17 protein-coding genes and 1 pseudogene are annotated in these 17,635 nt (G+C 48.5%); 10 read left to right on the top strand and 8 right to left on the bottom strand.

Annotated elements, in window-relative coordinates; translation table 11 throughout:
- The first annotated feature begins 85 nt into the window (after positions 1-85).
- From AC1TPC_RS07375 to AC1TPC_RS07355, 5 genes are all read left to right on the top strand, one after another.
- Complete coding sequence (locus AC1TPC_RS07375; RefSeq protein WP_482066213.1) at positions 86-1,261, top strand: glycosyltransferase family 4 protein; 1,176 nt, start codon at positions 86-88, stop codon at positions 1,259-1,261.
- A 3-nt stretch (positions 1,262-1,264) separates the two neighbouring features.
- Complete coding sequence (locus tag AC1TPC_RS07370; RefSeq protein WP_482066212.1) at positions 1,265-1,675, top strand: UDP binding domain-containing protein; 411 nt, start codon at positions 1,265-1,267, stop codon at positions 1,673-1,675.
- Positions 1,676-1,748: 73 nt separating this feature from the next.
- A complete protein-coding gene (locus AC1TPC_RS07365; RefSeq protein WP_482066211.1) occupies positions 1,749-2,717 on the top strand; it encodes a metal-dependent hydrolase in 969 nt (322 codons plus the stop codon).
- 305 nt (positions 2,718-3,022) lie between these two features.
- Positions 3,023-3,826, top strand: coding sequence for a class I SAM-dependent methyltransferase (locus AC1TPC_RS07360; RefSeq protein WP_482066210.1), 804 nt, complete (start codon positions 3,023-3,025; stop codon positions 3,824-3,826).
- A gap of 107 nt (positions 3,827-3,933) precedes the next feature.
- Positions 3,934-4,083 (top strand): hypothetical protein, encoded by a 150-nt coding sequence (locus AC1TPC_RS07355; RefSeq protein WP_482066209.1) that lies wholly within the window; start codon positions 3,934-3,936, stop codon positions 4,081-4,083.
- A gap of 247 nt (positions 4,084-4,330) precedes the next feature.
- Here AC1TPC_RS07355 and AC1TPC_RS07350 read toward each other — a convergent pair whose 3' ends face one another.
- The 4 genes and pseudogenes from AC1TPC_RS07350 to AC1TPC_RS07335 form a co-directional block, all read right to left on the bottom strand.
- Positions 4,331-5,098 (bottom strand): class I SAM-dependent methyltransferase, encoded by a 768-nt coding sequence (locus AC1TPC_RS07350; RefSeq protein ID WP_482066208.1) that lies wholly within the window; start codon positions 5,096-5,098, stop codon positions 4,331-4,333.
- A gap of 186 nt (positions 5,099-5,284) precedes the next feature.
- Positions 5,285-5,799 (bottom strand): annotated as a pseudogene (locus tag AC1TPC_RS07345) (type 1 periplasmic-binding domain-containing protein); the annotation flags it as partial.
- A 173-nt stretch (positions 5,800-5,972) separates the two neighbouring features.
- Positions 5,973-7,019 (bottom strand): nucleotidyltransferase domain-containing protein, encoded by a 1,047-nt coding sequence (locus AC1TPC_RS07340; protein ID WP_482066207.1) that lies wholly within the window; start codon positions 7,017-7,019, stop codon positions 5,973-5,975.
- A gap of 241 nt (positions 7,020-7,260) precedes the next feature.
- On the bottom strand, positions 7,261-7,419 hold the full coding sequence (locus tag AC1TPC_RS07335) for a hypothetical protein (RefSeq protein ID WP_482066206.1): 159 nt from the start codon (positions 7,417-7,419) through the stop codon (positions 7,261-7,263).
- Between the two features lie 280 nt (positions 7,420-7,699).
- On the opposite strand from AC1TPC_RS07335, the gene AC1TPC_RS07330 reads away from it, so the two are divergent.
- Genes AC1TPC_RS07330 through AC1TPC_RS07320 form a run of 3 tightly spaced genes read left to right on the top strand, consistent with a single transcriptional unit; the run spans position 7,700 to position 11,059 of the window.
- A complete protein-coding gene (locus AC1TPC_RS07330; protein WP_482066205.1) occupies positions 7,700-8,113 on the top strand; it encodes a lasso peptide biosynthesis B2 protein in 414 nt (137 codons plus the stop codon).
- A 36-nt stretch (positions 8,114-8,149) separates the two neighbouring features.
- Positions 8,150-10,117 (top strand): asparagine synthase-related protein, encoded by a 1,968-nt coding sequence (locus AC1TPC_RS07325; protein WP_482066204.1) that lies wholly within the window; start codon positions 8,150-8,152, stop codon positions 10,115-10,117.
- Between the two features lie 45 nt (positions 10,118-10,162).
- Positions 10,163-11,059, top strand: a complete 897-nt coding sequence (locus AC1TPC_RS07320; RefSeq protein WP_482066300.1) for a hypothetical protein — start codon at positions 10,163-10,165, stop codon at positions 11,057-11,059.
- 48 nt (positions 11,060-11,107) lie between these two features.
- On the opposite strand, the gene AC1TPC_RS07315 is transcribed toward AC1TPC_RS07320, so the two are convergent.
- From AC1TPC_RS07315 to AC1TPC_RS07300, 4 genes are all read right to left on the bottom strand, one after another.
- Positions 11,108-12,811, bottom strand: a complete 1,704-nt coding sequence (locus tag AC1TPC_RS07315; RefSeq protein ID WP_482066203.1) for an ABC transporter ATP-binding protein — start codon at positions 12,809-12,811, stop codon at positions 11,108-11,110.
- A 31-nt stretch (positions 12,812-12,842) separates the two neighbouring features.
- On the bottom strand, positions 12,843-13,721 hold the full coding sequence (gene galU, locus AC1TPC_RS07310; protein ID WP_482066202.1) for a UTP--glucose-1-phosphate uridylyltransferase GalU: 879 nt from the start codon (positions 13,719-13,721) through the stop codon (positions 12,843-12,845).
- A gap of 55 nt (positions 13,722-13,776) precedes the next feature.
- On the bottom strand, positions 13,777-14,067 hold the full coding sequence (locus tag AC1TPC_RS07305) for a PqqD family peptide modification chaperone (protein WP_482066201.1): 291 nt from the start codon (positions 14,065-14,067) through the stop codon (positions 13,777-13,779).
- Positions 14,068-14,174: 107 nt separating this feature from the next.
- Positions 14,175-14,309: a hypothetical protein gene (locus tag AC1TPC_RS07300; protein WP_482066200.1), complete on the bottom strand. Its 135-nt coding sequence runs from the start codon at positions 14,307-14,309 to the stop codon at positions 14,175-14,177.
- A 242-nt stretch (positions 14,310-14,551) separates the two neighbouring features.
- Here AC1TPC_RS07300 and AC1TPC_RS07295 point away from each other — a divergent pair, with 242 nt between their 5' ends.
- Positions 14,552-15,949 carry a sugar transferase gene (locus AC1TPC_RS07295; RefSeq protein ID WP_482066199.1) on the top strand — a complete coding sequence of 466 codons (1,398 nt, stop codon included), beginning with the start codon at positions 14,552-14,554 and terminating at the stop codon, positions 15,947-15,949.
- 101 nt (positions 15,950-16,050) lie between these two features.
- Positions 16,051-17,631, top strand: a complete 1,581-nt coding sequence (locus AC1TPC_RS07290) for a hypothetical protein (protein WP_482066198.1) — start codon at positions 16,051-16,053, stop codon at positions 17,629-17,631.
- Positions 17,632-17,635: the final 4 nt, after the last annotated feature.

The following is a 17,635-nucleotide window of genomic DNA, read 5'->3' as shown; positions in this document are numbered from 1 at the left end:
ATTTTCATAAAAATTACTTTGCGATGAATTAGCGATAATGAAAACGTGTTACTTTGGGGATAGATCTGAAAAAGGGAGTGAATTGATGAGGATTGCTGTTTTTTCAGACACGTTTGTCCCCCAAGTCAATGGCGTCGCGCTTACCTTGGAGCGCTGGACCGAGTATCTGTCCATGCATGGTGTTGACTGCAAGCTGTTCGTACCCACAGAGCCAGAGCCTGTCTATGAGGATCTGGTGTGCCGGCTGGCCAGTGTCCCCTTCTGGGCTTATCCGGAACATCGATTCGTTATTCCAAACTTGCTGCGTATACGCAATGAACTTGCTCAATTCAAACCCGACATTGTTCATATTGCCACTCCATTTAATGTAGGTCTTGCCGGTGCATATGCCGCCCAGAAGCTTCATATCCCCATAGTTGCCTCGTATCATACCCATTTCGACCAGTATCTCGCGTCTTATTGGTTTCCGTTTGCGCATTCCTGGTACTGGTCGTATATGAAATGGTTTCATCGTAACTGCCGTGCCATCTTCGCTCCTTCGCAGGAGACGATTAATCTATTGCAATCCAAGGGATTGATTAATCTGGAGCTATGGTCACGGGGGGTTGACTGCGACAGGTTCACGCCCGCGAAGCGCTCCGATCGTGTTCGCGAGTTTTACGGGATCAAGGAACGTTATCTTCTGCTATTCGTTGGTCGACTGGCTCCGGAGAAAGATTTGGATGTTTTGCTTCAATTAATGCATCGGTTACCGGACCGAATACGAGGTCAAGTGCATTGGCTTGTCGTTGGCGATGGTCCGATGATGGAACAAGCTCGAATGGAAGCCCCGCAGAATGTCACCTTTACCGGCTATCGGAGCGGGGAAGAGCTTGCCGAATTGTATGCATCCTCCGATTTATTTGTTTTTCCCTCTGCCACGGAAACCTTCGGCAACGTTGTGTTGGAGGCGGCGGCCTCCGGTCTCCCTGCTATAGTAGCCGACAAAGGAGGAGTGACGGAGATCGTCCAGCATGGAATAACCGGCTTGCACGCTCAAGCTGGAAATGTGGAGAGCTTTCTTGCGGCTTTGGTCGATTGGTTCGACGAACAAGGCAAATGGCAATTGTTCCGTACGGAGGCGAGGGAACATGCTCAATCCCGCACTTGGGATCATGCAATGGCGTCGATTTACACTCGCTGTCAGCAGATTGTGAAAGCGGAGCAAAATCCGGAGGCGGCAGGAAGCCAACGCATTCAGGGAGAAGGTGAATCCGCTTGAAAATTGCAGTCATTGGAACGGGAATATGTCGGGTTGGTCACCGGGGCAGCCTTGGCTAGTTTTGGACACCAGGTGGTGTGCATAGATGTAAATGATGATAAAATCATGCTGCTAAAATCCAGCTTTATGCCGATCTGGGAGCCGGGGCTTGAGGACATGATCCGTGATGCGGAGCTTGAGGGATTGCTGAATTACTCGATAGTCACAGATATGTATGCGGCAGCTGCCAGTAGCGATTGCGTGGTGATTGCAACCGATTGGCATCAGTTCGGCCACTTGGACTGGGTCAGATTGAGGAAGACGATGAGGTCGCCGTACGTTTTTGATGCTAGAAATATGTTAGACACTGTGGCGATGGCCGTAAACTGTAACGATCTGGCTTGCACTATATTTCCATGGGCCGTCCTTCTATAACACCGGATTTCCCATTAACGGATAGAGCTGAACAGAAGCTTATGACCTAAATTTCAGTGATGAGGTGATTGATATGGATACCGCAAGCCATCTTCTTCTCGGCGTGACTTTAGGCGGACTGGCAATGGTTTTATCCGATCCTGCCATCGGCAGCCATTCATCAGTTGTTTACGGATTATTTGCGGCAGCTATCGTCGGCTCGAATGCTCCCGATTTCGATTCTGTCATTCGTATACGCGGATATGAGTCATACTTATTGCATCATAGGGGGTTCAGCCATTCATTGCCGATGCTAGTCGGTTGGCCGGTTTTACTTACTCCTTTGATTGCGTATCTTTTTCATGCTTGGGATTATATGCTCCTGCTGTTCCTCTGGACAATGGCCGGTGTCGTGCTTCATGTTTTCCTCGATTTATTCAATGCGTACGGCGTGCAATGTTTCCGGCCGATCTCAAGGAAATGGTTTCATGGCGATGCCATCCCCATTTTTGACCCTGTCATTTTTGGGCTTCATTTAGCGGGTTTGTTGTTATGGCTGTTTGGCGTCATGGCGGCACAGGTTGTATTCCCTCTTTTATTTGTTCTAACTTTTCTCTTTATTGGATACCGTATTGTGCTTCAACGCTTGATGCTGCAAGTTGTTCGAGGGCGTTATGGAGTCGAAGGGCATTCCTTCTTAATTCCCAGGTGGCTGCCCCATAAATGGGGATACGTTCACGAAACCGATCAAACGTATATTGCAGGCTCAATCAGCGGAACCCTTCTAAGGGAAGAAACGATATTCCAAAAGGGGGAGCGGAACGATGTCGTTCAAGCGGTCATGGGCAGTGACGGCGTCCGCAGCTTTCTTGCATTTGCGCATCGTGTGCATATTTCATGTCAAAAAATTCAGAACGGTTACAAGGTAGAACTGCGAGACGTCCGTTTTCGGCATGGTGAAAAGCTTCCTTTCGGTATAGATATAACCTTGGATGACCATTTGCAAGTGACCGGGAACAACTTCGGATGGAAAAAGAAGCTGTGGGAACCTCCATTTTCCTAAGGGGTTTCAATTTGCTTAACCCGTGGGCACTCAGTAGAGTGCCCCTGTTTTATTTTTTAGCATATGGTTAGACTGCAAAAATACCGTCTTACCTTGAATTTTAACCGCTTAGAATAAAAGCGTTTCTAAATCTTAAGCCACCGATTTTTGTAACATCCAGTGGTCTAAAATGGAAATGAAATATCTTTCGACTAACGTATCTAATAATTCGTAATAGAATGCATTTACATAAGAACATACGTGCGATATGATGGGTTGGAATATTTGGTTATATTTAGTTAATCTTATTTTGGGAGGACGACGGCATGGACAAGAGTTCTGTTCATAGAACTAACATGATAGGCGGTGGTGAGGTTAGCGCCATCTCGGTCGACATGGATCAGCGTAGTATTCATGAAACAAATAGAGTATTTTGGGATACAAAAGGAAATGATGTTTTAGGAGCAACCGCACTTCCGTTCTATGGAGCATTTGTCTCGGAAGAAAAGTGCCAGCTTTTTGGCGATGTCTCGGGAAAAAAGATACTAGAAATAGGCTGTGGAAGCGGTCAATCCTTGCAATATCTGGGGGAACGCAAAGCATCTGAACTATGGGGGACGGATTTATCGGAAAACCAAATCGAAAAGACAAAGCAGCATTTGACGGCGAGCGGTCTTTCAGCGACATTAATCTGTTCTCCCATGGAAGAAGAATGTGGCATACCAGAGGATTATTTTGACTTTGTTTATTCGATTTATGCCATAGGCTGGACAACCGACCTTGAGGGGACTTTTCGCCGCATTGCTTGTTACCTAAAAAAAGACGGGGTATTTATTTTCAGCTGGTCTCACCCGATACACAAATGTGTTGCTGCAGACAATGATAGGCTTGTTTTTAAAAAATGTTATTTCGATGAATCTTGGTATTCGGTAACTCTTGGCGAAAGTACGCTAACATTATCGGACCGCAAACTATCAACCTATGTGAATGCGTTGGCGAAAGAGGGATTTGTCATTGAGCAAATGATTGAAGAATCTGATGATGAAATTATGCTATCGAGTAACGGCGATTTTGCAAAAAAAGCAAAGATGCTTCCTGTAACCTTTGTAATCAAGGCACGAAAACTATAGAATACGATAGTGAAATAAAGTGAAGCTCTAATTAATGAAACCACTCGATTGTCAGGATTGGTTTTTCTTTATACGCTGATGTATATTTTGTGGTCAAGCAGCACTTTGTGTTTAGATACATTACGGTGAACCGTACCACAAGTAACGGCAAGTTTTTTCGGAAAATCCTGCAGCGGGCTTGGAAAGGCGCTTTGCTGGGCATGGGTTTGGGATGGGCCACGTTAGGCGGCAAAGATGGCGCAAACGGGCATCTGTGAGCTTTTTGTGGTCACAAAACGATGCGGTATCTGAAGGGGGACTTTTGCTTGCGGAAAACACAAAGTCCTGTTGTGATTTGATGATTCGCATTCTACGTCCCTCCTGAAAATGAAAATGACCCCTCGAAAAAGGGGTCTTGGTACTGGATCATGGATATGATATAACTTTGAAAATGGCTTCGTTTCGTTTTTAAGGTAGGAAAAAAACAGAGGCCTTGGCTTAAAACCAAGAACCCCTGTGGTCTATTTACTGTCGTATCGCTTCATAAACAAATTTCTGCTTCCCATTTGTTGGTGCTTTGCCGTATTCGAAATCAGCTGATACAACCACATCCGAAAAGCCGATGCTTTCTAATACGAGTTTAAATTCTTCGATACCATACCAACGTAATGCAAAACGTTGTAATTCGGTCTGGATAAGTGTACCGTTACGCCATTTTTCGTATTTTAGATATGAAACTTTGTATTGATTGTATAAATCTGCTTCAACAAGCTTGCCTTCCATTGTGATGATGTCTCCATTCGGTAAGTTGAATGTTGACGTTCCACCAAACTGACCACACTCAAAGTTATTGTCAGGTAGGAAAAGATCAAGAATTAGACGCCCACCTGGCTGAAGATGGTTGTAAAGGCACTTCAAAGCGTTTAGTGACTCCTCTCGTTTTTCAATTAACAAGAAAGAACCACCTGGAATAATAATAGCTTCATATTTATCGGGCAAAGAAAGTTCTTGGAGATTTGATTCATACAAATTGACGACTAAGTTTCGTTCCTCACAACGTTGACGGCAAGAAGCCAACATTTCAGGAGAATAGTCAATTCCATCTACATTAAGACCTGATTCGAGAAGCGGAATGATTACACGTCCAGACCCGACCATTGCTTCAAGAATACGACCCTTACAATGTTTAAGTCTGTCACGGTAATATTCTATATCACCGCCAAAAGATTGACCGATTTTCTTAGTAAGGTCATAGACCTCTGTACATAGTTCTCCATAGTAACTAAAAGACATTTACTTTCCCTCCGTGAATTAGATTTACCACGGAAGGGATCAAATCATTTAGATTTATCCCTTCCGCACCGTATTGATGGACGTATTGGAGTTAAGCATTTGCATGAGAATCACTCACCTTCATGTATAATTATCACAATTATAGGTTCCAGGTAAAATTTGGTCAACGGGAGTTTTCTAAATATTCGTCTCCGTATCGAAGGAAAGCACATGCTCGGGATGGAACCGTAGTTTGGCTTCCCCAAGAGCCTTAATATAATATATCCTTTCATTCTATACTTGCCCTGCAAATCATCCATTTTCGCAATTGCCGATCTGGGTATGTCCTTTGGCGATCAGCTCCCGGGTTGCGAGATAGCTGGATTGCACGTCATCCAGACAGAAGGAAGGAACCTCCAACTCTTCATAGTAGGCATTGATCATCGCGAAAGGAACGTCCTGCTCCTTGAACGACAGGTAGTAAGCAATATTGGGGTTGTATACATTTCTTCGGGTAGGCTCGATAATGAGTCCATCCACGCCGTAGGACAGCATCATTTCGAGCGCTTTTTTTCCTGCGCTATATCATTATTGGTACTGGATAACAGCAAGGAATAGTTATCTTCGTTTAATCGGCGTTCAATGCCGCGGATAATGGAAGGGAAGATGTAATCGGAGATATAGGTCGTAATGACGCCGATCGTTTTATTCATGGGCTTCCCGGGTGAGAAAGCGGGTAAATTAAGAAGCTTTTGGAAATAAAAAAGCTAGCAGCGTGAACAGTAGTTTGTTTAAGGCACCTAAAAGGTGCCTTTTAAATGTGTCGTTACAGAAGCTCGGAGATCCTTTTTAAAGATGCAGATGCCGATGCATGAGGGATAGAGGAGGAGATTTATTACCGAACAACCAAGCCGTATCTGCGGATGACGTCGACTTTCTTATTGGCTACAACCACGTTGCGGCGCAAGCCGTGGAGGAGTGCAAGCAACTTAATGCCATGCGTCCGATACTGGACCTTGGCGACGAGCAGCCAAATGCGAGGCTGCTTGCCCGCCGTATTATAGTCCGGCCGCAAGGAAGCGCCGACACGGACCCAGCTCGCGAAGTCGCCTTCCGCTTGTTCTTCCGCAAAGTGTCCAAGCATATCCTGCATAAACCTCTTGGTTTCGATTGCATCTACAAGAGGAATTCCATCTCCCGGCTCGGTCCCGAAATACAGTGCGCATACCCGTAGCAATAGGCTGCCGAAGGGAAGAAAGCCTGTCGTGTCCAGCATACGGACAATATAAGGCCAGTCCATCTCGGGATGCGACTTCATAATAAGCGCCATCTCGAACAGGTGCCGGAGCTTGATGCCATGATAGATGAAGTGCGAGGCGAAATGCATTACCTGGTTGATAAGCTCGTCCTCAGCCGAAAGGGCCGTGAAGGTTATGCCTTTCAGATCGACGCGGCGCGTCCGCTCCCAGACGGCTCTGTACCAGACATGCTGGTTGCGATCGCCGAAGTAATCGGTATGAATTAGATTACGATGAAGCTCAACGGTCAAGCCATCGGTCTTCTGGTATTCAATATGCAGCGCATTATAGTCGTCCGGTTCGGTCTGGACGTAGCCTTCTCGAGCCAGGATTGCTCTAGCGAGGTCCCAATGCTCCGGCCGTACGAAAATATCGAGGTCGGCCATCAACCGATGCTCCGGCTGGGGGTAGAGCCTGCCAATCGCAATTCCTTTGAGGACAATGGGGTCAAGCATCTCCTGCTCGAGCAATTCGAGCAAAACCTTAGCTTGTCGCAGCATCCACAGATTGCGGAGAGTTTCGTTGACGAAGCGTTTCTTGAGATGGTTCCAGCTCTCTTGATTACCGCCGGATTGCACCTGCCGAAGCCGATTCAGCTGTTGGAATAAGACTGCCCCCACGCCTTGGCGAATGGCAGAGTCCATCGTCGCGTCAAGCTCGTCGGCAGACTGAAAATCCGGGGTATCGACGGGATCTGACTCGAGATTGGGAGTCAGTAGCCGGCCGAGGAGCTGAATGACGGATTCTTGGTGGCGGTTCATCATGCGCGGATGCCTCCTGAAGTCAAATAATAGAACGTCAGAGGCAGATAGACCCAGTGTAGTCATGGACCTATCTTCCCCAGTTTAAATTTTACCGCCAGCCGTTCCCCAGGCGTTGCCCGGTCTAGCTGTCCTGTAACATAATGGTCAAGCACGGATTGTCGCCCGGCGAGTCGGTGTCCAAATCCGGGAAGGTCGAGCTAAACAATGCGGCGGCAGAATCCGATTGACAATCCACGACCCAAATAAATTCGCCAATCGTTGCAGTCAGCCTTGTCGTCATAGCAGGATCTCCATATTAGTTCTTTAATACTATCATTATAAAAATATGGTAAAATAGTAGCAGTTCTAACATTCATTATAGCTTTCTTATAAAGAAGTGGCAATAATTTTCGACAAGCTACGAGTCGCCGTAGTCGTCTCGTACTGGGAATGGTATACTAGTAGAATAATTGAGTAATAGTATGATTCGGATGGTGGTGGGGGTAATACCGCAGATCGGTAAATTATTGAACAGAGGCCTGTGGCACCGTCTTCGAGTGGTTGCCAGGCTGCCATGGAAGATGAAGCTGTTGGTCGTTGCTTCCTACATCCTGATGGGCACGTTCCGGTTTGCAATTCTCGTCGTACCCTTTCGCCGATTGGCGCAAATCATGGGACGTAAGAGCGGGAGTACGCCCGAGGATGTAGAGCGCGCGCAGATGTCGCAGGCGGCCAAGGTCGGCTGGATCGTCGAGCGGGTGAGCCGGTTTACGCCTTGGGAAAGCAAGTGTCTGGTCAAGGCGCTCACGGCGCAGCTGCTGCTTCGAATTCTGCGTGTGCCGACGACGCTGTACTTGGGAGTCGGCAAGGACGATGCCAATCAAATGATCGCGCATGCCTGGCTGCGCTGCGGCAGGTTGATTTTGACAGGGGGCGACGAGAGCCCTAATTTCCGTCCGGTCGCACAGTTTGCCAGCCTGAGCGGCCGGGAGTAGACGGTCGTATAGATACTGGATAGGAGGGCAAGCGCAGTGGGAGCCATATTTGGAGTAGTGGCGTGGGAGGACATTTCCGCATTGGAGGATATAGGAGCGGCCGCGATGGCAAAGCTCAAAGTCTATCCTTTTGATCGAGTCGAGACAGAGACGGAGGTGCATGCGTTTTTTGGCTGCGGCCACACGTATCATTCACCGGAGTCGGTCAGAGAGGTGCTCCCGCGACGCGTGAAGGATCGATATCTGATTACGGCGGATGCCATTATCGACAATCGCAGCGAGCTGTTCCGCGAATTCGGCGTACCGGACGAGCGGCAAGCGGAGATGACGGACAGCGAGCTTATTATGCTTGCGTACGAGCGGTGGGGGCATGATTGTCCCAAGCGGCTTCTCGGCGATTATGCGTTCGCGATCTGGGATCGTGAGCGGCAGGAGCTATACTTCGCGCGCGATGCCGTAGGCACGCGAGCCTTGTACTATTATGTGCAGGGACCGCTAATCGGTTTTTGTACCGTCGAGCAGCCGCTGCTCGGGACCGTCTGCCCCGAGGTGGAGCTCAATGAGAAATGGCTGGCAGACTTTCTTGCGATAGACAGCATTCATCATGAGACCGAGGCCGGCGAGACGATCTATCGGGATATCCGGCAGATGCTTCCTGCACACTACGGTGTATGGGGAGCGAGCGGCTTCCGCACGGTCAGGTATTGGGATCCGCTCGCGCATCCACCTATTCGTTTTCGAACGGACGAGGAGTATGTTGCGGCTTTTCTCGACCTGTTCCGCGAAGCCGTCAACTGTCGGCTGCGCAGCGCAGGCGAGGTCGGCATCATGCTGAGCGGCGGTATGGATTCGGGATCGATCGGGTGCGTGGCGGCAGGGCAGTTGGCGACCGACGAGAAGCGGCTGCAGGCATACAGCTCGATTCCGGTTAGGGATTTCCGGGACGAGCCCGAGAGCCGGGCCGATATTTATGACGAGTCCGGAGAGATTCGGTTGATCGGGGAGGCTTACCCCAATATAAATATTACATATTGCGACTATGCCGAGCACAATGCCTGGGTCGATATGGATAATCTGCTTCAGGTGTTCGGATCGCCGTACAAGGTGTTTCGTAATATGTCCTGGTACCGCCCTATCCTGCACAAGGCGGCCGCGGACGGATGCCGCATCATGCTGAATGGACAGGTGGGCAACGGCACCATATCTTACGGTGAATTTGTCGCGCATTTCCTGTCTCTTTTTCGTTCGGGCCGATGGATCGCTGGATATCGGGAGATTCACGGGCTAGCTCGGTTGTTCCGGCGTCCGGTGCGGCAGGCATTTAAATTTGCCATTCGCACGGCAATTCCGTATCGTCTGCGGGACCGGCGAGCACGCCGGCGTCAGCCGGCATTCGATCGATTTGACAATGTCATTGTGAATCGAACGCTAATCGACAAATGGGGCGTAGAGGAACGGTTGGACCGCATGGGAGCTAATCTGTTGACGACGCAGTTCCGGAGCTATGAGGAAGAGAAGCTGATCCGGGTGAGCCCGCTGAATCTCAGCCATATCGGGGCGATCGAGACGAAGCTGTCGCTCGAGACCGGCATAATAATCCGTGATGCTTCGCGGGATCGGCGCATCGTGGAGTTCTGTCTCTCAATCCCCTCGGATCAATACGTCCGTCATGGCAACGAGCGCTACTTGCTCCGTCGGGCGATGGCAGGAATACTGCCTGACCCGATTCGCAACAATATGAAGACCAAAGGCGTACAAAGCGCGGATTGGCTGTATCGTCTCCAAGCGGAATGGCCTGAAATCCGGCAGGAGTTGGAGCGTGTGGTCGAGTTGGAACATGCGGACCGCTATCTGGACATGGACAAGGTCCGCCGCGTGCTGGGGGAAATCCCGTACGAGGGAGCGGTTAAGGATGTACAGGTGGCTCATCACGTGCTGCTTGCTGTCATTGTCGGTAAGTTTCTACGCACTTTTCATCAGAAATTTCCAATAAAGCCGCGCTGAAGAGCCAGCGGCGCAAGTCAGGAAAGAGGAGAGCTTGTGTCAGTTATGGAAACCTATCGTTACCATGCATTCGGCATGCAGATCGAGTCTAGTTTTCCGCTTGGCGGTTACTTGCCTGGAATCGGCCGTGCCGATGTTATCGTCCGAGAGGGTCACGTTCCGGTGACATTTCCGGGTCCGTCCGGGGAGAATTCATTCGTTGTCGATCGACCAGGCTCATTCGCCTATCGAATTAAAGAAATCGCTTCTTACTTAATACAGGACGGGAGAGAAGTTGTCGTAGAGAAAGATGAGCGCAGCACGGATTATGCGTTTAGCAGCTTCTTCTCAGGGACGTGCATCGGTGCGCTGTTGCTGCAGCGGGGCAAGCTGCCGATTCATGGAAGCGCCCTGCTGGTCGATGGCAAGGGAATCATCGTGACCGGTCAGTCCGGCGCAGGCAAGTCAACGGTGACGGCTACGCTCAATAAGCATGGTTATGCCTTCCTCGCGGACGATATCGCGGCGTTGGAGCTGGAGAATGCGGAGGGCGCGACAATTTACCCGGGCTTCCCGATCCAGCGGCTATGGCGGGATACGGCCACTCGAATTTTCGGAGGTGTCGAGGCATTCGAGCGTATACCGGGCGTGCGGGACAAGTTCAATATCCCGATACCGCCGGAGCAATTCGTGACCAGCAATCGCAAGCTTCACGCTTTATTCGAGCTGGTGCCGGAAGATTGCTCAGTGGTCGAGGTAGAGGAGCTGCGAGGGGCGGATAAGATTAGCCGCCTCATCAACAATACGTATTGGTATGATCTGGTTGATGTAATGGGCTTAAGAGAGTGGCATTTTGTCCAATGCGTCCGGCTGGCTGCGCAGATTCGTGTGTTCCGTATTCGGCGCCCGCTACAAGGGTTTACGACCGATGAACAAATTCGCCAAATGCTAGAGGTATTATGAAAAAACAAAAGGACTGTCCAGCCACAACATGATGGCTGGACAGTCCTTTTATTCGTGTTGGCTAAGCTGGAGCAGCCGCTGCTCCCGGATCCGGTAGACACGATCGCAAATGTCAATGACGGATAGACGATGCGTAATCGCGATGCAAGTCCGCTGCGGTGACAGCCGCTTGATCCGCTGAAGCACTTCCATCTCCGTGTCGAGGTCGAGCGCCGATGTCGCTTCGTCCAGCAGAAGGATGGGAGCCGGTCGCAGTAGGGCACGAGCGATGGCGATGCGCTGCGCTTGGCCTTCGGATAAGCCGATGCCGTTCTCCCCGATGACGGTGTCGAAGCCGAGCGGCAACTTCTCGATGAAGTCGAGCGCGCATGCATTGAAGGTGGCCTCGCGCAACTCGTCCTCGGTGGCTGTTGGGTGGCCGATTAGGAGGTTGTCCCGGATACTGCCAGAGAAGAGAGTGTTTCCTTGTGGCACATAGGAGAAATAAGAGCGCGAATCGGCGCGAATCGGCAACACTTCGCCGTCCGTGGTCCGAATATATGCCCGACCCTCCTGCGGTTGAAGCAGTGCGAGCAACAGCCGCAGCAGCGTCGTCTTGCCTTCTCCAGAGGTGCCGACAATTGAGATGATCTCACCCGATTGGACGGTGAATGAGATATCCTGCAGCACCGGTTGATCAGTATCATAGCCGTACGAGACGCGGTCAAAGATGACCGATGCAATGGGAGCAATTGTCCTAGCCGGAGAGCGGCCTTCCGACAAACGGACGTCTTCGTCAGGCAACTGCTCTATCTCGCGCAGGCGCTCGGCTGATGCCAGTGTCGAGATGATCATTGGCAGAGTTCGTGACAGCCCCTCTAGCGGTCCTTGGACATAGGCAACCAACTGAAGGAACGCGGTAAATGTGCCGAAGGTGACGGTGCCGAGTGCAAGCCGAGAGGCACCGATGATAAAGGCAATGAAAAATCCGGCGCGATAACCGAGGGTGATGACCGTATTGACCAAGGCATTGAACAAATTGCGCTTCAGAACCCAGAACAGCTTCTGCTGCTGGAGCGATTGGACCTGCTCGAGGTTTTGCCGCTGATTCTCGAAGGTCTTAATAATGAGAATATGGCGGACGCTCTCGGTCAGGTAAGAGCGATAGCGGCTCTCGGCCGCCTGGACCTGGAGCTGCATGCGCTTCAGCTTGCGTCCGATTAGCCAGCTGAATAGGATGGACACCGGTCCGAGCAAGAACGCATAGACGGCCAGCGCGGGATCGAAGTACCATAAGGTGGCGAATGCCGCGACGAGCTGAAAAATCATGGCGATAATGGTGGGGACGGTATTGGTCCATCCATCCACAATGCTGCCGACATCACTGATGAGTCGGGTCTGGATGTCACCGTTGGGGTAGCCGTTCAGCGCCTTCCAATCGGTACGGTAATACCGCTCCATGAATCGCAGCTGAATCCCGTGGCTCAGCGTCTCACGTAGCTTGCCGGTCTGATACGTCAGATAGGGATTTGTCACGGTCTGAGCAATAAGCAGTAGCGCGAAGAGGGCGGTCAGCCATGCCGTCAGCGACTTATCATGTACCATGAAAGCGTCGATGAGCAACTTCGACACCGCCGCGACGGCGACGCCGCTCAGCGAAACCAAGACATGGAGCAAAATAACGAGAAGCAGGGGACCCTTGTGGCGATCGACCTGCTTCGCGAGCCAGCTGTAATTATGCCAAGAGGCGAGTTGTTTCAGTTTGGTTAACATAGCTCCCCCCTAATGCTCGGTGTTAGTGAGGTTACTTTACCAGCAACCGGTCGAGATGTTTCTGCATTGCTTCAAGAAGTGGTTCGCGCAGGTCCGGTGTGTTAAGCGCAAAATCAAGCGTTGTTAGAACGAATCCGATCCGCTCGCCTACGTCGTAGCGTGTGCCTTGGAAGTCGTAGGCATAAACATTCTCGAGCTCATTCAGCTTCTGAATAGCATCTGTCAGTTGAATCTCACCGCCGGCGCCGATTTCCTGCTTCTCCAGGAAGTCAAAGATTTGCGGTGTGAATACATAACGCCCCATAATGGCCAGGTTAGAAGGAGCCATACCAATCGGAGGCTTCTCGACAAAGCGGTTAACCTTATATAGCCGCCCGTTTTGCTCGGATGGGTCAATAATGCCGTAGCGATTCGTTTGATTGTGGGGGACGCTTTGTACGCCGATGACCGAGCTGCCGCTTTTCTCGTATTCATCGATGAGTTGGCGCGTGCAAGGGACATCACTGCTTACAATATCATCACCAAGAAGTACGGCGAAAGGTTCGTTACCGATGAAGCGTCTTGCACACCAGACTGCATGGCCTAGCCCACGGGCTTCCTTCTGACGGATATAGTGAATATCTACTTGGGACGAACGCTGTACTTCCTCTAGCAACTTAAGTTTACCGGACTCTAGCAGTTTCCCTTCAAGCTCGAATGAGTTGTCGAAATGGTCCTCAATGGCTCGCTTACCTCTGCCCGTCACGATAATGATGTCTTCAATGCCGGCCTCAATGGCTTCTTCTACAATGTACTGAATGGTCGGCTTGTTAATAATGGGCAGCATTTCCTTGGGCATTGCCTTGGTAGCTGGTAGGAAGCGCGTACCAAGTCCGGCGGCCGGGATAATCGCTTTTTTTACTTTCTTCATCGCATGTCTCTCCACTCTATTATCTATTTAATGAACTGCCATACTGCGCAACTCGCTAAGCAACGATCCGAATGAGCTTAAGATGAGCCAGGGTGTTGACGAACTCGATCGTCTGCGCGATGCACGTCGGCTCATCCACGTCGTACATCTCGAGCAGGCGATACACGATGGATTGCACGGAGATCTGGCTCTTTGCCAGGTGCCAGATATCGGAACTCACGCCGTCAAGCGTGAAGTAGTTGCCGGAGTCGATATGGAGCATGCTGATTTCACCGTCAATTTCGGTAGCAAGGATGTCTTCATCGACGGCGATGGTATCGGTTAGTCTTACGGATTGTAGCTGCATTTCACTGATCTCCACCTTAGGATTTATACCAAACAAAAAAGAAATCGCAAATTCGCGAACGAAGTTTGGATTTCTTTTTTGCTTGATTCTTGAACTGTCAATTAAGATTACGAGAAGGAATAGAACGTGTACTTACCGACCGTGATGACGGCGTCAGGGTTGATTTTAAGATCGTTGCCATATGCAGTCTTTGCGACTTCCAGAGCTTTAACTTCTGGTTTTTCCCATGTTTTCTTGGACATTTGTTTTCACCTCCTATTCAATTAAATGACCTGTATCCTAGATAGGTCTTGATGACTATAGTCTTGGTGATATTATAATAGAGCTGGCAAGAATAAACAAGAATAGTTTCCAAAAAATATTAGATTATGAGGAAGAAGTGTCTAGTGCTGAAGGATTACCGAATTAGCAAAAAAATAGTAGATACATGACGAGGCATATGGTACATTAGACTTATTCAAAAAGAATGGGTAGGTAGGACAAGATGCACAGATCGAATTTGCTTGCTTCAGTAAATTTGCGTCAGTTTTTTACAGACGTGCCAACTTTAGTCATTTCGTTTTTGATTTCTTATGTCATTGCAGGTCAATTTACCAAGTTGATGGCAATGGGCGAATACGTGTGGATATTATACATCTTTGCCACTGTATGGCTATTCTCTATGCATGTACAGCGAATGTATGATAGTACGACCTTTACGTATTCAGATCGTATCGTTAGAAGCGTTATTTTTTCTTCTATTGCATCAGTAATGCTACTAGGGGCTTTATTCTTTTTTATTAAAGAAACTCATATCAGCAGGCTTCTAATCACTATTTTTGTATGTTTGTCTACTGTACTGTTAGGTGCTGTGAGGTTGATCAATACTAGGCTCGCTAAGAGTTATGGTACTCAAAACAGACCAAGAGTTCTAATTGTCAGCACGCCAGGACTTTCCAAAAAACTAAGAAGGTTTCTAACCAAAACGAATGTCCAACTAGATGTTATTGGCTACATACAAGCATACCCAGAAAAGCAGCTTAAGCGCGGCTATCACCTTGGTTACTTGTCAGAGCTAGAAGAGATTGTGAAGAGTAAAGTCATCGATGAAGTGATCTTCGCTTTACCGAGAAATCATGTTGGGAAAATCGAACCATACATACTGAAATGCGAGCAAATGGGAATCACGGTTAGAATGGTTATAGACTTCTATAACCTCCAAATATCGCGTACTCATCTGTCAAGCATCGGAACCTTCCCCGTTCTGACCTTCCATTCCGTCACTATTAATCGTGTCAACTTATTCATTAAACGCTTGATCGATATTGCAGGGGCAATTGTTGGTCTCCTCATTACAGGAGTTATATCTACTATAATTATTCCACTCATTAAGCTTGAGTCGAAGGGACCAGCGGTGTTCTCTCAAGTACGAGTGGGGCTGAACGGTAGAAAGTTTAAAATCTATAAGTTCAGATCCATGTACGCAGATGCTGAGGAGCGCAAACAAAAGCTAATGAAAGAGAACCAAGTGGACGGCGGCTTTATGTTCAAAATGAAAGATGATCCAAGGATTACACGCGTGGGGCGCATCCTTCGCAAAACAAGTCTCGATGAGTTGCCGCAATTCCTCAACGTGCTAAAAGGTGATATGAGTCTGGTGGGTACAAGACCACCAACGGAAGACGAGGTAGGCAAATACGAAACATATCATCGCCGTCGGCTTAGTTTTAAACCGGGTCTTACAGGAATGTGGCAAGTAAGCGGTCGAAGCAACATAACGGATTTTGATCAAGTAGTCAAACTAGATACGGACTATATCGATAAGTGGTCATTGTGGTTGGATGTTCTGATTATTCTTAAGACAATCCGTATGGTTGTGAATCATAGAAGCGGCGCAATGTGAGTGTAAGCCCGATACTATTTTTTTAGAGAGGTGTTATTTGCTTGATTAGTAGAGTGGATAAAAAAAGGCGGAAGCGTGAAAAGAAAAGTAGGCATTTATTGGTGATTATTTCCGTTGTACTGCCCCTTGTGTTGTCCTCCTGTACGTTAGATTTAAATCAACCGGTTGTAACCACAGTGGATTCAGTTGAATTTGCTGCTACGTTTAATGGTGTGGTTGGTAAGGGAAGTATTAAAACGGAGTTGATAGGAATTGGGCAAATTGTTCCAACAAAAACGACTAGTCTTTATTTCACTAATATATCCGGGCCTCTCTCGCAACTAAATTTTAAGTTGAATGACGTGGTTAAGAAGGGCGATTTATTTGCTGAAATAACGCCTGCCGAAATCGAGAATCAAATTGTGTTTCAACAAATCGTCGTGGAGAAAGTCAATCTCAGGCTATCTCTTCTCAACGATTCGAGTGAAGCAGGTATTCAGAAGAGCATCGAGCTAGTACAAATGGAACTGATTTCCTTGCTACAGGCACAAGGGAATCAATCGGTAAAGAACCAGATGGCACTTAAGAAAGCACAGCTCGCGCATGAACAGTTAATCGCACAGAAAGAATTGACCGAGAAAACCAGGGAGACAAACGTACAAAAGCTACAGCTCCGACTCGAGCAGATTGATAACAATATTGCTTCAGCCAAAGCGACTATTCAATCGCAGCAGGAAACACTGGACCAGCTCATTGCCAACAAGAAGGCGGTAGAGGAAGCGGAAGCGATCGTTTCTGCAAGAACTAGATTGGAGCAATCCAAGCTGAATTTAAGCAATCTCGAAAAAGATAAACAGCTGGCTAAAGTGGACTTGGAAGTCGCGCAGTTTCCCTATACCCAGTTAGGATCCGAAGCAGAGGTCATGGACAGCGTGCAAATTTCTATCGATGCAGCACAGCTGTCGCTTGATGAAATTGAAAAGTCGAATGTGGAAAAGCTGGATCAGTTCGGCGAGGAAATCTCTCAGGCTAAGGTAAGATTGGAGCAGCTTAAGCTTCAGTTGGATGCGGCAAACAAGAACAGCTTCTTCGAGAGAAGGATGGCGGAGCTGGATAAGAAGAGCGCGGAGCTCTCGCTTGCTCAGTTAGAGAAAAGTTTAGCTAACAGTAAGCTATACTCACCGGTAGACGGGGTTGTCTCTCAAATAGAAAATGTGTCCATTACGGAGTTAGTGAACGGGGGGCAATTGCTAGCGAAGATTGCCGATCCGAAAATGCTTGTATTGCAGCTTACGGCAGTAGATGCTAAGTATGTAACTAGCGCTACGAGTGCCGTACTCACAATCGGTAACACGAAATATGATGTTGAAGTGCATACGCCGAAGCCTGGTGAGCAGCTTGAAGTAATTGCTAACATTCCCGGAAACAACGCAGCAAATGCAAGTAATGTATTCCTTTCTTTTAAGGGTAAGATGCCAAATCTTAAATTCGGAGAGACAGAGCAAGCCAAGTTGGAGCTAGAGAAGAAAGATACAATCGTTATTCCGAAAAGCTATATTAAAGTTGAGAATGGAAAAACATTCGTAGATATTATGAATGGCAATGAAGTGAGTACGGTAGAGGTAGTTAGAGGATTAGAGACAAAAGAAGTTATAGAAATTTTGGGCGGCATAAAAATAAACGATAAAATAGTGCGGAAATAGCGAG

The organism is Paenibacillus sp. Y280 (assembly GCF_056786335.1).
Note: the sequence above shows the minus strand (reverse complement) of the source record. Positions and strands in the feature narration are given on the sequence as shown.

What these genes read in the sequence shown, in the direction of transcription:
- AC1TPC_RS07375 (WP_482066213.1), top strand. Translation starts at nt 86, where the DNA reads ATGAGGATTGCTGTTTTTTCAGACACGTTTGTCCCCCAAGTCAATGGC.
- AC1TPC_RS07365 (WP_482066211.1), top strand. Translation starts at nt 1,749, where the DNA reads ATGGATACCGCAAGCCATCTTCTTCTCGGCGTGACTTTAGGCGGACTG.
- AC1TPC_RS07360 (WP_482066210.1), top strand. Translation starts at nt 3,023, where the DNA reads ATGGACAAGAGTTCTGTTCATAGAACTAACATGATAGGCGGTGGTGAG.
- AC1TPC_RS07350 (WP_482066208.1), bottom strand. Translation starts at nt 5,098, where the DNA reads ATGTCTTTTAGTTACTATGGAGAACTATGTACAGAGGTCTATGACCTT.
- AC1TPC_RS07340 (WP_482066207.1), bottom strand. Translation starts at nt 7,019, where the DNA reads ATGGACTCTGCCATTCGCCAAGGCGTGGGGGCAGTCTTATTCCAACAG.
- AC1TPC_RS07335 (WP_482066206.1), bottom strand. Translation starts at nt 7,419, where the DNA reads ATGACGACAAGGCTGACTGCAACGATTGGCGAATTTATTTGGGTCGTG.
- AC1TPC_RS07330 (WP_482066205.1), top strand. Translation starts at nt 7,700, where the DNA reads ATGAAGCTGTTGGTCGTTGCTTCCTACATCCTGATGGGCACGTTCCGG.
- AC1TPC_RS07320 (WP_482066300.1), top strand. Translation starts at nt 10,163, where the DNA reads ATGGAAACCTATCGTTACCATGCATTCGGCATGCAGATCGAGTCTAGT.
- AC1TPC_RS07315 (WP_482066203.1), bottom strand. Translation starts at nt 12,811, where the DNA reads ATGTTAACCAAACTGAAACAACTCGCCTCTTGGCATAATTACAGCTGG.
- galU (WP_482066202.1), bottom strand. Translation starts at nt 13,721, where the DNA reads ATGAAGAAAGTAAAAAAAGCGATTATCCCGGCCGCCGGACTTGGTACG.
- AC1TPC_RS07305 (WP_482066201.1), bottom strand. Translation starts at nt 14,067, where the DNA reads ATGCAGCTACAATCCGTAAGACTAACCGATACCATCGCCGTCGATGAA.
- AC1TPC_RS07300 (WP_482066200.1), bottom strand. Translation starts at nt 14,309, where the DNA reads ATGTCCAAGAAAACATGGGAAAAACCAGAAGTTAAAGCTCTGGAAGTC.
- AC1TPC_RS07295 (WP_482066199.1), top strand. Translation starts at nt 14,552, where the DNA reads ATGCACAGATCGAATTTGCTTGCTTCAGTAAATTTGCGTCAGTTTTTT.